The organism is Flavobacterium akiainvivens (assembly GCF_001278115.1).
Lineage (GTDB): Bacteria > Bacteroidota > Bacteroidia > Flavobacteriales > Flavobacteriaceae > Flavobacterium > Flavobacterium akiainvivens.
In genome coordinates, this window is sequence record NZ_LIYD01000005.1 from 2,268,232 (window position 1) to 2,286,817 (window position 18,586).

Below are 18,586 nucleotides of genomic sequence, written 5' to 3' on the forward strand. Positions count from 1 at the left end.
AACATAAAGATACAAAAATCTTTTACATTCGCAACTTTTTAAACATTTCTCAAAGTTGATTGATACTGAACAGATACTGGCTTCTGCCAGAAAAACCATACAGTCTGAAAGTGACAGTATTGCCGCACTGGCACAATATATTGACAACGATTTTGTTGCAATTGCACAGCTTGTTTTTAACACCAATGCCCGTGTTATTGTAACCGGCATAGGCAAAAGCGCGCTTATTGCTGCCAAAATTGTAGCCACCCTTAACTCTACCGGAACGCCGTCGCAATTCCTTCATGCCGCTGAAGCCATTCATGGCGACCTGGGCATGGTGCAGCCCGGCGATGTGGTTATCTGCATCTCTAAAAGCGGCAACAGCCCCGAGATTAAAGTGCTTGCCCCGCTGCTTAAGCGTTTTGGCAATGTGCTGGTGGGCATGACGGCAAATAAAAGCTCGTTTTTGGCGCAGGAATCAGATTACGTACTCCATGCCTATGTAGAGGCTGAGGCCTGCCCGCTAAACCTGGCGCCTACTAACAGCACCACAGCACAGCTGGTTATGGGCGATGCCCTTGCCATAAGCCTTATGGAGCTGCGTGGCTTTACAGCCGAAGACTTTGCCAAATACCACCCCGGTGGCGCATTGGGCAAAAAGCTGCTGCTGCGCGTGGGCGATATGCTCGATGAAACACACCGCCCCGAAGTGGCACCTACTACCGCTATTAAAGAAGCCATACACGAAATTTCAGCCAAACGACTGGGTGTAACAGCAGTTATAGAAAACGGAAAGCTTGTAGGCATTATTACCGATGGTGATATTCGCCGTATGCTTAACGACCGCGACAATATTGCCGGGGTTACCGCTGCCGATGTTATGACCCGAAACCCCAAAACCGTGGCCAGCCACGATATGGTGGTAGATGCTTTTAATACTATGGAAAACCACTCCATTACCCAGCTTATGGTGGTAGATGGCGGCGTGTACAAAGGCGTGCTGCACATTCACGATATTTTAAAAGAGGGGGTGATATAAAAAACTATGGCTAAAACAAAAGGCTTGCTGCTCATTACCCTTTGGCTATTGGCCATGCCTTTTGCGTTTGCACAGGATATTACCGACTTTAAGCAGGTTACACCCACCGCTCAATACAAAAAGAAAGACAACAACATATACTGCCTGCTACAGCATGGCGCACTGGGTGTGCAGCTGGCTATTAACCAAAACAACTGTGGCGAGTACATCTGTTCTGCTGCTATGCAGTTTACCTACAACGGCAAAACCACAGGCCAATGCTTTTCCATTGGCAGGGACAATCCCGAGCGGGAGCTACTGTTTTATTATTCTGAATCGGCAAAGGCCTGGTATATAATCGATGATGTTGAGGCAGATGATGCCGAAGTGTTTGAATTGTATTATATTTCAGGCAGCACGGTAATCTACGAAGGCATCTTTGTTACCAATAATGGCGAGGATGCTGATTATTACCAAAACAACTGGCAATACCCAAGGCCTCTCATAGGCATTGAACGCAAAGACGGCAAGCCTGCTTTAACTTTTACATACGGACCCGAAAACAAAATCCTGAATTTTGAAAAATATACGCCCCGGGTTGGTGAAGAAGGCGAAGAATATAGTGACGAGGAAACTAAAGCGCTGCTACCTGCGTTCAACTGGCAAAAAGGCTTTACCCCTACCCTTAAATACGCAAAGGAATTTGACCTGATGGGCGATGGCGAACCCGAGAAATTTAACATCGACTGGGCTAAAAAAGAAATAACTTACGGCAATACCGATGCTATGATGCTTATTAAAGACGGTAAGGCAAAAGAGTACATCCGCTTTAGCGGAGATACGCTGCTGGTAACCGTTAAGAATAATAAAGAGGTTGAAGACGGCATTTATACCTACCATTTCAGTATTTCTAAAAAATACAATACTGCCGTACCTTTTAAGTACCGGTATTCAAAAAATGTAAAAGGCTGTACCCTCGAAGAAGATTTCTTCCCCATGTATGAAGGCATTATCAATACGCTTGAAACGTTTAGGCTGACAGGCGAATACAGCTTTTGCCACAGCTGCTACGGGCGGAGGTTTACCCTGAAAGACCTGCACAACCGCCTGAAAAACAAAAACCTGACAAACAGTTTCAGTAACCCGTGTATTACCCCGCCGGGATATATGGAAATAATAACACTTACAGAAGAAAACCCAATTACAGCCGATAACGTACAGATGTATAATGATATTGCATTTTACATATCTGAAATTAAACCCGTAAATAAGCAAAGCGAAAGAAATATATCAGAGTCCTCCTTACATTTGCTGCGGCAGATAACCTATAAATTCCCAGACAGGGTGGTAGCATGGCTCAACCTGGCCGATGTGTACTGGAACCAAAACGACAATTACAAAAAGCAGGCCAAAGAGGCCTACAAAAAATACCTGGAACTTATGAAGGCCCAGGGCAAAGACCTGAATAAAATACCCCAGCGGGTATACGACCGTATTAAATAAAAAGAGAATTACCATAAATGGCGAAAAATAAAAAAACAAGCGGCGAAATGTCGTTCCTGGACCATCTTGAAGAACTGCGCTGGCTGCTGGTGCGCAGTACCGTAGCTATACTTATAGGCGGTATTGTGGCCTTTATATTCAGCGGGTTTATTTTTGACCACATTATTTTTGCACCTAAAAGCGGCAACTTTATTACCTACCGCTTTTTTTGCGACCTGGCTAATAAATACGACCTCGACAAAAGCTTTTGCGTTACCGATATTCCGTTCGACCTGATAAACCGCGATATGGAAGGCCAGATAAATACTGATATCTGGACCTCTATAACAGCCGGCTTTATAGGTGTTTTTCCATACATACTCTACCAGATTTGGAAGTTTATAAGCCCCGCCCTGTATGACCGCGAACGCAAACTGGCCGTATGGTTTATCATCAGCACCTCCATACTGTTTTTCCTTGGGGTGTTGTTTGGCTACTACCTTATCCTGCCGCTTTCCATCAACTTCCTTGCAAACTACCACTTAAGTGATTTGGTGGAAAACAATATCGACATAGGTTCATACATCAGCATGGTAAAAACCACCGTTATTGCCTGTGGCCTCGTGTTTGAAATGCCCATAATAATTTACTTCCTGGCAAAGGTAGGGCTGGTTACGGCATCATTTTTGCGAAAGTACAGGCGCTATGCCTACGTATTAATGCTTATAATTGCAGCCGTGGTTACACCGCCCGATGTTATAAGCCAGACTATTGTTACCATTCCGCTGGTAATACTGTATGAGGCCAGCATATTGATTGCGGCACGTATGAACAAACAAAAAACAGAAGAAGCAAATGGCTGATTTAGTACAGGAGTTTAACGACTACCGCCAAAAAATGAACGAAAAGCTCATGGCAGACAACAATAAGGTTATTAAGCGTATTTTTAACCTTGATACCAATGCCTATATGGAAGGTGCCCTGAGCGTGCCCGTAAAAGAGCTTTTGGGCCTTGTGGCAAGCGCCGTTTTGCGCTGCGACGATTGTGTAAAATACCACCTTGAAACCTGCTACAAAGAAGGCCTAACCAAGGAACAGGTTATGGAGGCCATGAGTATTGCCACGCTTGTGGGCGGTACTATTGTTATACCCCACCTGCGCCGCGCCTACGAGTTTTGGGAAGCGCTGGAGCAAAATAATGAATCAGTGTAACAATTAAATACGCAATTCAACAATGGGGTTAATGCATCAATTAAGCAATTGATTAATTGATACATTAAAAAATTAGTACATTGCTACATTCATGAATTGGTACATTAAAAAATTAAAAACATGAAGCTAAGGGCAGACAACTTAGTAAAAACATACAAGGGCCGTACTGTTGTAAAAGGCATTTCGGTAGAAGTAAACCAGGGCGAAATTGTGGGGCTGCTGGGGCCTAACGGAGCCGGTAAAACCACTTCTTTCTACATGATTGTGGGGCTGGTAAAACCCAACAGCGGCAAGATATACCTTGACCAGACCGAGATTACTGATTTCCCTATGTACAAGCGTGCACAACACGGCATTGGCTACCTGGCGCAGGAAGCCAGCGTGTTCCGCAAGCTGAGCATTGAAGATAATATATTGAGTGTATTACAGCTTACCAAGCTTTCTAAAAAAGACCAGGAAGCCAAAATGGAAGAGCTTATAGACGAGTTTAGCCTGCAGCACATACGCACAAACCGCGGCGACCTGCTAAGCGGTGGCGAGCGCCGCCGTACCGAGATTGCCCGCGCCCTGGCAACCGACCCTAAATTTATCCTGCTGGATGAGCCCTTTGCAGGGGTAGACCCCGTGGCGGTTGAAGACATTCAGCGCATTGTGGCACAGCTTAAAGATAAAAACATAGGCATTTTGATTACCGACCACAACGTGCAGGAAACCCTTGCCATTACAGATAAAACCTACCTTATGTTTGATGGCGGTATCCTTAAAGCCGGTATGCCCGAAGAACTTGTGGAAGACGAAATGGTGCGCAAGGTATACCTGGGCCAAAACTTTGAGCTCCGCAAAAAGAAGATTGATTTCCACAAAAAGAAAGACGAGCCTGTATCTGTAGCCACTACGGCAGAAGACGCAAAAGAAGAATAAAAAACAGCCGCTTAAAGCGGCTGTTTTTGTCTGTTATCTTATCGAAATCCAAGTGATTTTACAAAGGCTGCTATCTTATCCGCGCCCTCATCATTAAATGAAATTTCGTCATCTAATAATGGTAAAGATGAGTTTACCCTATTACACATCAAACAAATACTAATGTGTAAAACAACCTTCTTACCCTTATAAAAAACAAGTCCGAAATGAGGCTCAAAGCACCCGGCAGCCGAAGCTGAATATATCTGTTTGTCGCTCAAAAGGGGTTACTATAGCATCCACCTGATTTTGAGACAATGCCTTTCTTGCAATAACGAAAGGAAAAAGCTTGCCTGTTCTGCCAATAATATCAGACGAAACATTTGCCTCTGCTATTTTTTCGTAAGAGCCGTCATAGTCAAAAGCCACTACCCCATCATAATCCAGCGTACTAAATGGCTCACCGGCTTTTACATTAGGTTTTACTTCCTTAATAGTAAAAGGTTTCGAAGTATCAATATAGTCATATTCCGGGCCATGATGTTCGGGCTTTTCATTATAAACCGTATCAGGCTTTGGCGTTTCTGCAACCGGCTTTGTCACATTCTGGCGTACAACCTCAAGCTTTGTGTTTTCCCCACACGATATCAAGGCAAACACACTCAGGGTTACTAATCGCTTCATATTATTTAAACAAAAAACCTTTCGGGGCATACAGGTCGCCTTTATCATACATATTAAGGTAAAGTTTTTTCTTTACGGGGTCGCCTTCAATTTCAACCACATAAACATCAAGCATGCCACCCCATGCAGAATTTTTGGTTTCAAACGGGCAGCAGCTGCCACTGCGGTTGTAGGTTACTTTTTCGCCGTTAGGGCCGGTAAGGCGGTTAAGGTAAGCGCGTTCCTGGGCAGGGCCGTCATTAACACCGCCCACTTTAATGGGGTTGCTTTCGGTATAGCCATAATCAGCAGAAGACGCAGTAGCAGCAGCCTTTTTTGCGCCACCGCAGCCCACCAGCACTACGCCGGCAAGCACAATAAGGAAATTTTTCATATAGTAATAATTGGTTTATACCAAAGCTAACGATTTTCTATTGCCGTTTTGTATGCAGCAGAATAAAAATCAATGCTTTTCTGTCGCGTTATAAAACCCCTGCCAAACGGTATCTTGCTTTATCCATTCCACCGCCTGGTCGGCACCAAATTTTGTAAGATGATCTTTGTCGCGCATATAGGGCTCACCCTGGGTTGACATCCGTTTGTATGGCCTGCGCATCAACTCAACATAATTACCTTTTAACCTGTTGCGCAATAAGGCATCTATTTGCTGTGTATAAGGCTCAAGGTAAAAAATTACGCCACCCTCACCCGTGTAATTACGCGCCAGCACCACCGGATAAGGCACCGTATAGCGCTCTGTTTGCCCAATTACCACCACAGGTATGTTATGCTTTTTAAAGTAAGCCAGCGCCTCATTAAGCCCTTTTAAAATATCTTCAGGAGCCACAATCCGTTGCCCGGCCCAATTGGCAGTAAGCACTACCCCATCTATTTTAGCCGCGTTTTTAGGGATGAAATCATCATACATAAAATCCATAAGCGGGCGCACGTTGTTCTTTTTGGAGTAGTAGCTTGTAAGTGTGGGCAGTGTGGCCGGAGCCGTAGCCTGAAGAAAATGCACACCCGGAAACCCCTCCCTTAGCGACTGGCTAAACTGTGCGGCATGGCTGTCGCCAATAATAAGTATATTGGGTTTTGTATCATCAAAGCACAGGCAGGTTGCCTTGTTTAGTATTTTTGCATCTTCCACAAAGCAAACACCCCGCATAAACTGTTTCTGGAACGGCTTCAGCTTTAGCTGATAGCCTGCCATTTTAAGGGCTTTCGGGTCAAAAAGGGCGCTGTTGGCATTAAAATACCCCAGCGAGAAAAACACCACAAACAACGCCGCCGCCCCAAAGTGAATGTGACGGTTTTTAGCAAACGTAATGCTCTCAATATACCTGTACGACAGGTAAGCCAAAATGCCCGACAGCGCGCAGTAAGCCAACACCATCTTCCATCCAGTGCCCAGTCCATAATATTGTGCAATAACATATACCGGCCAATGCCACAGGTACAGCGAATAAGATATTTTGCCAATAAACTGGAACACCCCCAGCTTTATAACCGAAAAATTATTGTAATTGGCTATGATAATAAGCAGCGTGCCCACTACAGGCACCAGCGTATAAAATCCCGGCCAGGGCAATTGCTCATCAAAAATAAAGTAGCCTGCCAGCACCATGCCGTAGCCGGTTATGGCTGTGCCGCGCTGTGCCCAAATGGTTTTAATACGCCCTTCGGCGAAGAACGCCAGGCCGCCCGCCATCATTTCCCAGGCGCGGGTGGGCAGCAGGTAAAACGCCGCGCTGCCGTCATACTGCCACACAACAAGCGCTGTGACAAAACTCAGTACCGTAAGCCCAGTAAACACGCTGCGGTATACCGCCACCTTTTTAAACAGGCGGTTAAACAGCAACAGCATAAACGGATACACAATATAAAACTGCCACTCTGCCGCCAGCGACCACGTATGCAAAAACATATTGGTATCGGTACTTGGGTCAAAGTAAGAAGGTGCGTTTAGCCAATAATAAATATTAGACATAAACAGCACACTTGCCGAACCGTTATTGAGTACCGCCTTATAATCATTCGGAAAGTAAAAGAAAAAACACGCACCGCACACCACAGCTATCATAAACAACAGGGCGGGCACAATGCGTTGCAGCCTGCGGGTAAAATACTCTATAAATATGAAACTACCCTTAGCCACTTGCCCCATTACGGTGCGGCTCATAAGGTATCCGGAAATAACAAAAAAGGCATCTACCCCGGCAAAGCCCCCCTCAAAACCCGCTACCTTATAATGAAATAACAGCACACCCAGTATAGCAATAGCCCTGAGCCCGTTTATATCATACCTAAAGTTTGCGGGTTGTGCCATAGGCTATTTTATACGCAGGGTTTTAAGCTCTTCAACACTGCCGTTAAAAATATTTACATCCACAAGGCCCTCTATGCCTTTAATGGCAGCCCTGTCGGTAAATTGCCAAAACTGCCACTCGCGGTCTATTTCAAGCGGGGTATAGTGCGCAATCCATAGCTTGTAATTGCCAAACTCCTTCTTCAAAAAGTCAGCATGAAAACTCTTGCCGCTGTATATAATGGGCTTTACGCCATAGTAACGTTCCACTGTACCCAGCCAGCGCTTAAGTCCGGTCTTCAGGCTGTCCATGCTTTGCTGGCTTGGTATTTTTTCAATATCAAGAACCGGCGGCAGGTCGCCCTTACGCAGGCGCACGGTTTTAATAAAGTTTTCTGCCTGCTCCATAGAATTTTCATTAGGGCGGTAATAATGGTATGCCCCTCGGATAAAACCGCCTTTAAGAGCCTTTCTCCAGTTACGGCCAAACTCATTATCGGCGCCGTCTTTGCCCTGTGTGGCACGTATAAACACAAAATCAAGCGGAAAATCGCCCTTGGCACGGTCTATACTGTCCCAGTTTATTTTGCCCTGGTAGTGCGACACATCTATACCAAACGCCTTGCCTTTGTGGCGGCCTACTATTTCATAAATGCGCAGGTCGGCAATTTTACGTTCATCTTTAGTAAGGGCCTCAATGCGCTTATTGGTCTTAAACCCCAGGTAGTATAAAAACCCGTGGCGGTAGCGGTAGCCCACCACCACAAGCGCAGCTATAAACAAAAGCAGGAACGAGTACTTAAGTATCGCTCCTGTATTATTTTTTTTGGAAGATTTAGGTTTGCGTGCCGTTGTGCCTGCTTTGCGCGGGGCGGCAGGTTTTCTGGCTGGTGTTTTTTTAGGCGCCGGGCGGCCCATTATACCGGTTGTTTAACAAACAACGACAGCACTACATAAAACAGTATAATAAGCGGTATAGCTGCATATTGCAACAACGCCAGCGCCACGGCAGAAACCACAAGGAAGATAACCTGTGTTTTGTGCGTTTCCCAGTCAAAGTGCTTTATTTTAAGCGAAAACAGGCGAATATTGCTGTTTAGCAAAAAGGCACTCAACAGGCATATACCGGCCAGTACAAACGGGTTGCTCAGCATTTCAAACACAAAGCCATCGCCATCGCTGTGGCTTGATATTAGCGGAAGGCTCATAATAAACAATGAGTTAGCAGGCGTTGGCAGGCCAATGAAAGAATCGGTCTGGCGGGTATCTACATTAAATTTCGCCAGCCTGTAGGCAGATGCCAGTGTTATAATAAAGCCCACATAAGGCAGTATGCCTATGTAAAAGTTTTCCTGCTGCAGGTTAATCTCCACGTTTTCCAGGCGGTTATTTGCTATCTCTACAAGAAACTGAAACATAACCAGGCCGGGCACCACGCCGCTGGTTACCATATCGGCCAGCGAGTCGAGCTGTAGGCCAATAGGGCTTTGCGCCTTTAGCACACGTGCGGCAAATCCGTCCCAAAAATCAAAAAATATGCCTATGGCTACCCACATAAACGCCATGCGGTAATCGGTATTAAAAGCATAGATTAAGGCTATAAGGCCCGATGAAAGATTTAAAAGGGTAATAATGTTTGGCACGTGTTTCTTAAAAGCCATACTACAGGATTAGTTTATTAGCACAAAGGTAACACAATAAGTTATTAGAAATAGAGTTTAGTAATTGAGAATTTTATACAATATTTGCACAAAATACCCGTGTTGAAAAAACTACTTTTTGTAATAACCTTATCCCTGCCGTTAGCCGCAACTGCCCAGGCCGTTAGAAAGTACTCTAACGAGTTTATGAGCATTGGCGTAGATGCCGCGGCACTGGGCATGAGCAACGCGGTAACGGCCAGCAGCGGCGATGTTAACTCCGGTTACTGGAACCCCGCCGGCCTTATGGAGGTTAAAGACAGCGAGCTTGCGCTGATGCATGCCAGTTATTTTGCCAATATTGCACAGTATGACTATGCCGCCTATGCCATGAATATTGACGACCGCAGTGCATTGGGCATTTCGGCAATACGCTTTGGGGTAGACGATATTTTAAACACCACCCAGCTTATTGACAGCGAAGGCAATATAGACTACAACCGCATAAGCCTTTTTTCTACTGCTGATTATGGTTTTACCGTAAGTTATGCCCGCATGGCAAAGCTCGACGGTTTTAACTGGGGTGTAAGCGCCAAGGTTATCCGCCGCGTTATTGGCGATTTTGCCAACTCATGGGGTTTTGGATTTGATTTGGGATTCCAGTACAAAAGCCAGAGCAACTGGAAAGTGGGCCTTATGCTGCGCGATATTACCACCACCTACAACGTATGGACTATTGACGAAGAGGCCTTTGAAGCCATAAGCGGCGCCATACCGGGGCAAAACCAGGAACTGCCCGAAACTACCGAGATTACCATACCAAAGGCACAGCTGGGCATAGCCAAAAAGTTTGAATTCCACGGCGATTATAGCCTACTGGGTGCGCTAAACTTCAACATGCAGTTTGCAAAAACCAACGATATTGTAAACCTTGATTTTGTAAGCATAGACCCGGCACTTGGCTTTGAATTTGGCTACCTTGACATGGCATTCCTTCGTGCCGGTGTGGGCAACTTCCAGAACGAAACCCAGCTTGACAACTCGCGCACCATGACGTTTCAGCCCAACATAGGCCTGGGCTTCAGGTACCGTGGCATACAGGTAGACTATGCCCTGACCGATATAGGCGACCAAAGTGCGGCTTTATACAGCAACATCTTCTCTCTTAAGGTAGATTTGAGTATCTTTAGGCACTAAAAACAAATCGCCATGCGCATCCTGAAGGTATTACCTATCCTGATTGCTACCCTTTTATTTTCAGTTAAAACCATTGCACAGCCTGCGCTAACACAACAGGCGCAAATAAGCCTGCTTACCTGCGGTGCCGGCAATGAACTGTACTCTATTTTTGGGCATACCGCAATAAGGGTAAACGAGCCGTCATTAGGTATAGATGTGGTGTATAACTTTGGCACCTTTGATTTTGATACCGGCAACTTTTACCTGAAGTTTGTAAAAGGCGACCTCCAGTATTATGTTTCAGCCAGTACCTATGCCGATTTTGTTTATACCTACCAATACTACAACCGCGATGTGCTGGAGCAAAAGCTAAACCTTACACAGGAACAAAAGCAGCAAATATCTAACGAGCTGTATAAAAGGTTTTCTTCTGACGAAAAATACTATACCTACAAGTTTTTCGACCGTAACTGCACCACCATGGTGGGCGATATACTTGAAATGTATGTACCCGGAAAGCTTTCTATGAAAAATAGCGATGCCGGCCGCACCAACCGCCAGATTATTTACAGCCGCCTTAACAACAAGTTTTATGAAAACCTGGGCATAAGCCTCATCTTTGGCCACAAGACTGACCTGGAGCAGTACAAACTGTTCCTACCCACCCATCTTATGGAAGGCGTGGCAAATACCGCCACACCACAGGGTGCGCTGGCCCCACAGCCTGTAACCGTTTTTAAAGCCACTACAGAGCCTGAAACATCAGTTTGGAACAACTACTACACCTATGCTGCCGTTTGCCTGGTGCTTATGTATTTTAGCCGCAAACAGCTGGTGCAGCGTTCGCTACTGGCCATCTTTGGCTTATTAGGCATTTTCTTTACATTTGTTGGCTTTTATTCTTTTCATGAAGAGATTACCCAAAACTATAATGCACTACTTATAAACCCGCTCTTATTGCTTGTACTGGTGTTTATTTTTGCAGGCAATGCTAAAGCCGCTAAAATTACGGCATGGATTTGCCTGGCCTGCACAGCGCTGTATCTTGTGCTGATGCTTAACAAGCCCCACCTGATTGCGGTGTTGCCGCTTATGGCGCTTATAATTTTACTGCTGCTGGAGGTATTGGGCATTAAATACCATAAAAACAAAGCCGTGAAATAAATGCCTTAAAAGGTTTTGCTATTTTTGTACAACAATTTATAAACTTCTCACTTTGCTATTCTTTAAAAAACCTAAAGCCCGGCTGGCCGACCTAATACCAGATGGTTATGTAGACATACATTCTCACCTCCTGCCCGGCATTGACGACGGCAGTAAAGACAATAATAACAGTCTGGCGCTTATAAACAGCCTTAAAGAATATGGTTTTGGCCAGTTTATAACCACCCCACACATACTTACCGGCGTGTATAATAATACCCGCGAAGGCATATTAGCCGTAGAGGAAGCTACAAAAACATTCCTTACCGGCCAGGGCATAACCCAACCTTTTAAAGCCGCTGCCGAGTACCTTATGGACGACAGTTTTTTAAACCTGGTTAAAAGCGGCAAGCCGCTCTTAACCTTAAAAGACGATTATGTTTTGGTAGAAATGTCTTATATAAATCCACCCATGCAGCTATATGACTGCATATATGAGTTGCAGCTTGCAGGATATAAACCCGTACTGGCACACCCGGAGCGCTATGTATTTTATCACTTAAAACCAGAAGAATACACTAAGCTTAAAAAATCAGGATGTAAATTTCAGCTTAACCTGCTTTCGGTTACCGGCTATTATGGCAAGCCTGTTTTTGAAATTGCTCAAAAGCTTCTGGAGGATAATATGATTGATTTTACCGGTAGTGACACACATCATGAGCGCCATACCGATGCCTTTAAAAACCCGGTACTTTTAAAAAACACAGACAAACTAAAAAAAGTACTGGAAAACAACTCACATTTTAGTCTTTAATATTTAAAACCGCTATCTAAACAAAAGCGCTTTAAAATGAAAATATTGGTTACCGGCAAAAACGGACAATTGGGCCAGGCTTTACAGGCGTTGGCCGAGAAACAAAGTAAAATCGAATTTGTTTTTACAGACTCTAAAGAGCTTGATATCACCAATAGTGAAAGGCTAAAAAAGATATTTAGCAAACTAAAACCGGATTTTTGCATTAACACCGCCGCCTACACCGCCGTAGATAAAGCCGAAACAGAAAAAGACACCGCTTTTGCCATTAATGTTACGGGTGCCAAAAACCTTGCTGAAGTATGTAAAAAACACGGCACCACGCTAATACACATTTCAACCGATTTTGTATTTGACGGCTCAAAAAACACACCTTACACCGAGGCCGAAACAACCAACCCACAGGGTGTATATGGCCTTACAAAAAGAGATGGAGAAATTGAAATAGAAAAAGCCATTAAAGAATACTATATCATAAGGACATCTTGGGTGTACTCTGAATATGCCAATAATTTCATGAAAACCATGATAAGGCTGAGCAATGAAAGAAATACCCTGAATGTTGTAAATGATCAGGTAGGCACACCTACAAATGCTAACAACCTTGCAGCGGCGCTTGTATCAATAATACTTTCAGATAAAAAGGCTTATGGCATCTATAATTTTAGCAATGAAGGTGTAGCATCATGGTATGATTTTGCCAAAGAAATCCTCAGGGTTAACAACATCTCAATAAACCTGAAGCCAATACCTTCTTCGGCATACCCTACACCGGCAAAAAGGCCACCGTACAGCGTTCTTGACAAATCAAAGATAAAAGACACCTTTGGCATTGAAATAAAAGACTGGAAAGACGCGCTGCAACCCTACAAAGGTTAAACCGCTTACTAACACTGCTACTAAACGTTTTACAAAATAAAGAATGGGCTACTTTCAAAAAAGGTAGCCCATTCTTTATTTTGTAAAAAACCCCGGGCTGATTCAACAGAATCAGCCCGGGGTTTATATAAAAGCACTATGGCTTATTTTCCAAAAATTTTGTCTTTCCAGGTTTTTGGTTTTTTAACATCAGGTCCGTAGCCATAACCATAACCATAGCCGTAGCCATAACCGTAGCCATAACCGTAGCCATAACCATAGCCTTTCTTGCCACCAACATCGTTAAGAAGTACCGCCATGCCAGGTAATTTATTTTCTTTATAAAGCAATTGTGGCACACCAAGCATACGCTTGTCAAGGTGGTGGGCACGCACAACATATACAAAGGTATCTGCATATTTGGCAAGAATAAGAGTATCTGTTACCAAACTTACCGGCGCAGTATCAACTACTATATAGTCGTATTCTGTCTTCAGTTTTGCAAATAGCTCTTCTACCTTTTTACCCATCAAAAGCTCAGCAGGGTTAGGAGGAATAATACCCGGCGGAAGTATATAAAACTGGTCAAAACCTTCTTGTTTAATAATATATGGATTAATCTCTGTGTCTTTAGACGAAAGATAATTAGTAAGGCCTTTAGACGGAATATTTACATACTCATCAAGCTTAGGATTTCTTACATCCATCGCAATAAGTAGTGTTTTCTTACCAGTTAACGCAACAGTAGCAGCAAGATTTACTGACACGAAAGTTTTACCCTCTTTAGGTATAGTTGAAGTTACAAAAATTGTTTTTGCCTGCCCTTCAGGAATATTACCCAGCATAAATTCAAGGTTTGTCCTTACTATCCTTAATGATTCGGCAGTAGCAGAGCGGCTATGCTGGCTTACAAGCTCGCTGTTAAACTCAGATCTTGGAACATCACCCAAAAACGGCAATTTATTTTTCTCAATATCTTTATAAGAGTGTACTTTTGTGTCAAGTATTTCTAAAACATATATTATACCAAAAGGTATAAGTAGCCCCACAACCAACCCAAATAAATACATCGCCTTCCTTTTAGGGGCAACAGGTACAGGATTAGCATAAGCCTCATCAATAACTTTTGCATTTGGTGCTGTAACAGCAAGCGTTATGGCATTTTCTTCCCTTTTTTGAAGAAGGTATATATAAAGCGATTCTTTAACTTTTTGCTGACGGTCAATACTTCTAAATTGTTTTTCCTGTGTAGGCGCCTTAGCTATCTCGCCTCCCAGCATATCTTCCTGCCTTTTTAAATCTCTCAGTGTTATCTGAATAGATGACTTAAGATTATTAAGGCTTTCCACAATACCAGCCCTCAATCCATTTATCTGGCCGTCAATATTTTTAATTGTAGGGTTTTCGGCAGTAGCACCAACACTAATACGATTTCTGTTCAGTATTAAATTATTGTATTGAGTAATAAGCCCTGTAATCTGAGGGTCAGGAATAATGTTAGCCGGTATAACATCTTTATTGCTCTTTTTTGCCATAAAATCAATAAGAGCCTCGGCAACCTTAAGCCTTGTACTTGTCTCTATATATTGCTTATCATACTGACTTGCCGTATTAATAGACAACTGAAAATTTGAAGCAATATCAGTAAGCTTGTTTTGCTGCTTGAAAATCTCAACTTTAGATTCTACTTCATCCAGCTCTCCAGTTATTGCCCCAAGCCTTTGATTAATAAAAATATCAGTATTACGGGCAACCAGGTTTTTATCATTAATAGCATCTTCATTATACTTTTGTATAAGCATATTAAGAAAATCAGCCCCTTTATCAGGAACGTTATCTGTAAGCACTAATGTTAAAACACTACTAGTAAGTTTATCTACAGGAATAACAGATAGCTTATTTTTATAAATATTGGCAATATTATTAAGCGACTGGAAATGAACACCAATAACATTTTCTTTCTTTAAAACATTATAAACCTCCGGCTCGAGATTAAACAAATTATTGGTAATAACCATATTACCCTCTTTAAACTTTACTTTTTTGCCAAAATTATATGTTCCAACATTTTTATTATCTGCATTAGACAACTGATAACTATTGTCATTTAAAATCTTAACATAAAATATTGTATCTGGATGTATTTCATAAAAATCTTCAGACATATTAAAGAAATTAACCTTTATAGGTAATTCATTATACATCTCAACATCCCTTAAACGGCCTTTTCTATAGTATGAAATAGAAAAATTCAGTGAATCTACTGCATTTTTTATAAGGGTTCGGGCTTGTAATACCTCTATTTCATTTATAACATTATTTTTAATCCCCCCCATAAGGCCAAGATCGCTAAAGGCCGAGAGTTCAGAGGCTGCAGGTCCTTTTTTATCATCCTTAATAAGTATAGTTGTAGAGATGCTATATACAGGAGTAGAATACCGAACATATAAATAACTAACCATAAGGCACAATACAACACTTATGGCAAACCACCTCCAACGTATAAGATACTTATTAAGAAGCTCTTTAAAATTAATTTTCTCTTCCTGCTCAGGTGCAGAATTAAATGAATTTAGATTTATATTTTGCATATTTACGAGCGAACAATTAGTGCAACAACAGTAATTAACAAAGATACACTCGATATAATAACCGTAGTGTTGGGGCCAACAGCCGAAGAATTTACCTTAATCTGGTTAGGCTGCACATATACAATATCATTTTGCCTAAGGTAGTAAAAATCAGATTTTACAAAATCAGCCGAAGTAATGTCTACATAATTATATGTTTTAACCCCGTCAATTTCGCGTATTATCATAATATTACTCCTGTTGCCATAAATAGTTAGGTCTCCCGTGCGGCTAATAGCTTCAAGCAGCGTTATCCTTTCTGTGGCCATATCTATAACACCCGGCCTTACAACTTCTCCCAGCACCGAAACTTTAAAATTCATAATCCTAAGGTTTACTATAGGAGAGTTTATGTATTTTTTTATCTCTTTTACTAATTTTTCCTGGGCCTGTACTTTTGTAAGCCCACCTACCTGTATAGAACCAATCACAGGAAATTCTATAAAGCCTTTAGCATCTACAAGATAATTCTGGTACCTTACCTGTGCATTTACAACATCCATACTTGTAGCGCTGGCAGCCATAGTTGCCGCCACCGGCAAGTTAAAAGGCAATGCTGCCTCAAGGTCTGGAGCAGAAACAACAATCATTAGCAGGTCATCCGGTTGCAATTTTGTCTCAAACAGCGCAGGGTCTTGACTAAGAGTGTTAACGTTTTGCAGATAAATTACATCTTTCTTTGAAGCGCAGGAGCAAAATGCCATGAACATAAGGCATATTACAATTTTCTTTATCATTTTTTGGTTTTTAAAATTGTAACTAGGAGATTAGTTTGTTTTTCTAAGTTTGGCAAAGATAGTATTTTGAACGACATAAAAAACATACTTCTAATATTTTACAAATTAATAAAAGACTGCTAAAATAAGTATACTGTTGTAAGCATTTCACTTCCGCAAGCCGTTAATTTAAACTTCAATACTTAACAATTATAAAATCATTTCTAATAGGATTATAAAAACCTCACACTTTACTCCTTACCTTATATATAAACTACAAATGGTTAACAATAAAAAGCATCATCAGCAAACCTTTTGCCTGTTATAGTGTAAAATATAATTTTCAGGTCAAGCCAAAACGATTGTTTTTTAAAATAACACAAATTTATCCTAACCTTATCAGGAAACAACACTTCGTCATTATACCTTAAAGGGTTAGGCTGTGCAGCCAAATCATATTCTTCATTCCAGTATTTAAGATTTGAAGGACCTGTAAGGCCCGGCTTTAGTTGCAACACAAGCCTGTCGTCTCCCACAAGGGTATCATAATATCCCGGTATATCAGGCCTTGGCCCTACAGCACTCATGTCTCCTTTTAAAATATTGATAAACTGTGGCAGCTCATCAATTTTATAATCACGCATAAACCTGCCCAGCCTTGTTATTGTCCACTTGCCTTCCGGCGAAACAGAGGCAATACTTCTAAGCTTATATATAATAAAAGGCCTGCCATACTGGCCAATTCTTTTTTGCTTAAAAATTCCGTTTTTGCGGGTATCTAAAGTAGCCAGCAAAAAAAACAATACAATTGCCCAACCGGCCAGCAAAAGCCCCGTTAATGCAAAAAATATATCAAACCCCCTTTTTAGCATAAAACTACACAACTTTTCTTAAGCACATTATCCGCCGGCTTTATGCCATTTAAAAACACTTTCTTTTATACGTTCTTTTTCTGCACCTGTAAGATTTGAACTTGAGGGCAAACAAAGGCCTGTATTAAAAATATCCTGGGCAACCGTATTGCCAAAATATAAAGCATCTGAAAACACGGGTTGTAAATGCAAAGGCTTGAATATGGGGCGCGAATCTATATTATCAAGCAGCAGGTGCTGCATTAATGACATATTACCCCCTTCCTTACTAACAAGAACAGTGGTTAGCCAGTAATTACTGTAAAACATCTTATCATCCGGAGATTCAAAAACACTAACATCCGGCATGCCTGCAAACAGCTCTTTATAAAAAACGTGGTTATTACGGCGCTGCTGTATACGCTCTTCAAGCACTTCCATCTGGCCACGACCTATACCGGCAAGCACGTTGCTAAGCCTGTAATTATACCCTATCTGAGAATGTTGATAATAAGGAGCCGGGTCTTTTGCCTGCAATGCTAAAAAAACAGCCTTCTCTTTTACAGCCGGGTCTTTACTTACCAAAGCACCGCCTAAGGCCGTAGTTATTATTTTATTTCCATTAAAAGACAGTATAGATAAATCTGCAAAGGTTCCGCACTTTTGCCCATTATACTTACTGCCAAGCGCTTCGGCACTGTCTTCTATAACTGTAATATTGTATTTTAAGGCAATTTCATGTATTTCTTTTGCTTTGTAAGGCATTCCATATACATGCACCGCAATAATAGCTTTAGGTTGTTTTCCTGCAGCAATGCGGTTTTTAATAGCTGTTTCCAGCGCTTGTGGGCATATATTCCAGGTTTGTGGTTCACTATCTACAAATACCGGCGTTGCCCCCATATAAACAATGGGGTTTGCACTGGCTGCAAAAGTAAGCGACTGGCAAATCACTTCATCACCTTTTTGCACACCTAACACAATTAAGGCCATATGTATGGCAGATGTACCCGAGTTCAGCAATGCAACATGAGAACCGTTGCCAAGGTAATTTTCAAGGTCAGATTCAAAACCATCTACATTTTCACCAAAGGCAAAAAGCCTGTTTTTAGCAAATGCATCATCAATATATTTTTGTTCCTGACCAGAAGAATGTGGCGAAGAAAGCCATATCATAGGCTGCTCCATAA

At 42.3% G+C, this 18,586-nt stretch carries 18 protein-coding genes; 9 read left to right on the forward strand and 9 right to left on the reverse strand.

The window, feature by feature from the left end; genetic code table 11:
• The first annotated feature begins 55 nt into the window (after positions 1 to 55).
• The 5 genes from AM279_RS10140 to lptB all read left to right on the forward strand — a co-directional run bounded on the left by AM279_RS10140 (position 56) and on the right by lptB (position 4,615).
• Complete coding sequence (locus tag AM279_RS10140; RefSeq protein ID WP_054407851.1) at positions 56 to 1,021, forward strand: KpsF/GutQ family sugar-phosphate isomerase; 966 nt, start codon at positions 56 to 58, stop codon at positions 1,019 to 1,021.
• A 6-nt stretch (positions 1,022 to 1,027) separates the two neighbouring features.
• The gene (locus tag AM279_RS10145) at positions 1,028 to 2,503 is read left to right on the forward strand and encodes a hypothetical protein (protein WP_054407852.1); all 1,476 of its coding nucleotides are present in this window, start codon (positions 1,028 to 1,030) and stop codon (positions 2,501 to 2,503) included.
• 17 nt (positions 2,504 to 2,520) lie between these two features.
• The gene (gene tatC, locus AM279_RS10150) at positions 2,521 to 3,345 is read left to right on the forward strand and encodes a twin-arginine translocase subunit TatC (RefSeq protein WP_173571679.1); all 825 of its coding nucleotides are present in this window, start codon (positions 2,521 to 2,523) and stop codon (positions 3,343 to 3,345) included.
• On the forward strand, positions 3,338 to 3,694 hold the full coding sequence (locus AM279_RS10155) for a carboxymuconolactone decarboxylase family protein (protein WP_054407853.1): 357 nt from the start codon (positions 3,338 to 3,340) through the stop codon (positions 3,692 to 3,694). Before tatC ends, AM279_RS10155 begins: the two co-directional genes overlap by 8 nt.
• A 120-nt stretch (positions 3,695 to 3,814) precedes the next feature.
• A complete protein-coding gene (gene lptB / locus AM279_RS10160; RefSeq protein ID WP_054407854.1) occupies positions 3,815 to 4,615 on the forward strand; it encodes an LPS export ABC transporter ATP-binding protein in 801 nt (266 codons plus the stop codon).
• A gap of 213 nt (positions 4,616 to 4,828) precedes the next feature.
• On the opposite strand, the gene AM279_RS10165 is transcribed toward lptB, so the two are convergent.
• The 5 genes from AM279_RS10165 to AM279_RS10185 form a co-directional block, all read right to left on the reverse strand.
• Complete coding sequence (locus AM279_RS10165; RefSeq protein WP_054407855.1) at positions 4,829 to 5,278, reverse strand: hypothetical protein; 450 nt, start codon at positions 5,276 to 5,278, stop codon at positions 4,829 to 4,831.
• A 1-nt stretch (position 5,279) separates the two neighbouring features.
• Entirely contained in the window at positions 5,280 to 5,651 is a 372-nt protein-coding gene (locus AM279_RS10170) for a hypothetical protein (RefSeq protein WP_054407856.1), read from the reverse strand.
• A 69-nt stretch (positions 5,652 to 5,720) separates the two neighbouring features.
• Positions 5,721 to 7,586 carry an acyltransferase family protein gene (locus AM279_RS10175; RefSeq protein WP_054407857.1) on the reverse strand — a complete coding sequence of 622 codons (1,866 nt, stop codon included), beginning with the start codon at positions 7,584 to 7,586 and terminating at the stop codon, positions 5,721 to 5,723.
• A gap of 3 nt (positions 7,587 to 7,589) precedes the next feature.
• A complete protein-coding gene (locus tag AM279_RS10180) occupies positions 7,590 to 8,483 on the reverse strand; it encodes a glycoside hydrolase family 25 protein (protein WP_054407858.1) in 894 nt (297 codons plus the stop codon).
• Positions 8,483 to 9,226, reverse strand: coding sequence for a CDP-alcohol phosphatidyltransferase family protein (locus AM279_RS10185; protein ID WP_054407859.1), 744 nt, complete (start codon positions 9,224 to 9,226; stop codon positions 8,483 to 8,485). The genes AM279_RS10180 and AM279_RS10185 overlap by 1 nt, the downstream gene beginning before the upstream one ends.
• 102 nt (positions 9,227 to 9,328) lie before the next feature.
• Here AM279_RS10185 and AM279_RS10190 point away from each other — a divergent pair, with 102 nt between their 5' ends.
• From AM279_RS10190 to rfbD, 4 genes are read left to right on the forward strand one after another with little or no spacing between them, the layout of a single operon-like run.
• Positions 9,329 to 10,402 (forward strand): PorV/PorQ family protein, encoded by a 1,074-nt coding sequence (locus AM279_RS10190; RefSeq protein ID WP_449403931.1) that lies wholly within the window; start codon positions 9,329 to 9,331, stop codon positions 10,400 to 10,402.
• 12 nt (positions 10,403 to 10,414) lie between these two features.
• Positions 10,415 to 11,548, forward strand: a complete 1,134-nt coding sequence (locus AM279_RS10195; RefSeq protein ID WP_054407860.1) for an Lnb N-terminal periplasmic domain-containing protein — start codon at positions 10,415 to 10,417, stop codon at positions 11,546 to 11,548.
• Between the two features lie 52 nt (positions 11,549 to 11,600).
• Positions 11,601 to 12,341, forward strand: coding sequence for a tyrosine-protein phosphatase (locus tag AM279_RS10200; RefSeq protein ID WP_054407861.1), 741 nt, complete (start codon positions 11,601 to 11,603; stop codon positions 12,339 to 12,341).
• 36 nt (positions 12,342 to 12,377) lie between these two features.
• Positions 12,378 to 13,220: a dTDP-4-dehydrorhamnose reductase gene (gene rfbD, locus AM279_RS10205; RefSeq protein ID WP_054407862.1), complete on the forward strand. Its 843-nt coding sequence runs from the start codon at positions 12,378 to 12,380 to the stop codon at positions 13,218 to 13,220.
• Positions 13,221 to 13,363: 143 nt separating this feature from the next.
• Here rfbD and AM279_RS10210 read toward each other — a convergent pair whose 3' ends face one another.
• The 4 genes from AM279_RS10210 to AM279_RS10225 all read right to left on the reverse strand — a co-directional run bounded on the left by AM279_RS10210 (position 13,364) and on the right by AM279_RS10225 (position 18,584).
• Positions 13,364 to 15,790 (reverse strand): GumC family protein, encoded by a 2,427-nt coding sequence (locus AM279_RS10210; RefSeq protein WP_074961366.1) that lies wholly within the window; start codon positions 15,788 to 15,790, stop codon positions 13,364 to 13,366.
• A 2-nt stretch (positions 15,791 to 15,792) separates the two neighbouring features.
• Positions 15,793 to 16,566 carry a polysaccharide biosynthesis/export family protein gene (locus tag AM279_RS10215; protein ID WP_054407863.1) on the reverse strand — a complete coding sequence of 258 codons (774 nt, stop codon included), beginning with the start codon at positions 16,564 to 16,566 and terminating at the stop codon, positions 15,793 to 15,795.
• 263 nt (positions 16,567 to 16,829) lie between these two features.
• Positions 16,830 to 17,417: a sugar transferase gene (locus AM279_RS10220; protein WP_054407864.1), complete on the reverse strand. Its 588-nt coding sequence runs from the start codon at positions 17,415 to 17,417 to the stop codon at positions 16,830 to 16,832.
• Between the two features lie 27 nt (positions 17,418 to 17,444).
• Entirely contained in the window at positions 17,445 to 18,584 is a 1,140-nt protein-coding gene (locus tag AM279_RS10225) for a DegT/DnrJ/EryC1/StrS family aminotransferase (protein ID WP_054407865.1), read from the reverse strand.
• Positions 18,585 to 18,586 lie beyond the last annotated feature (2 nt).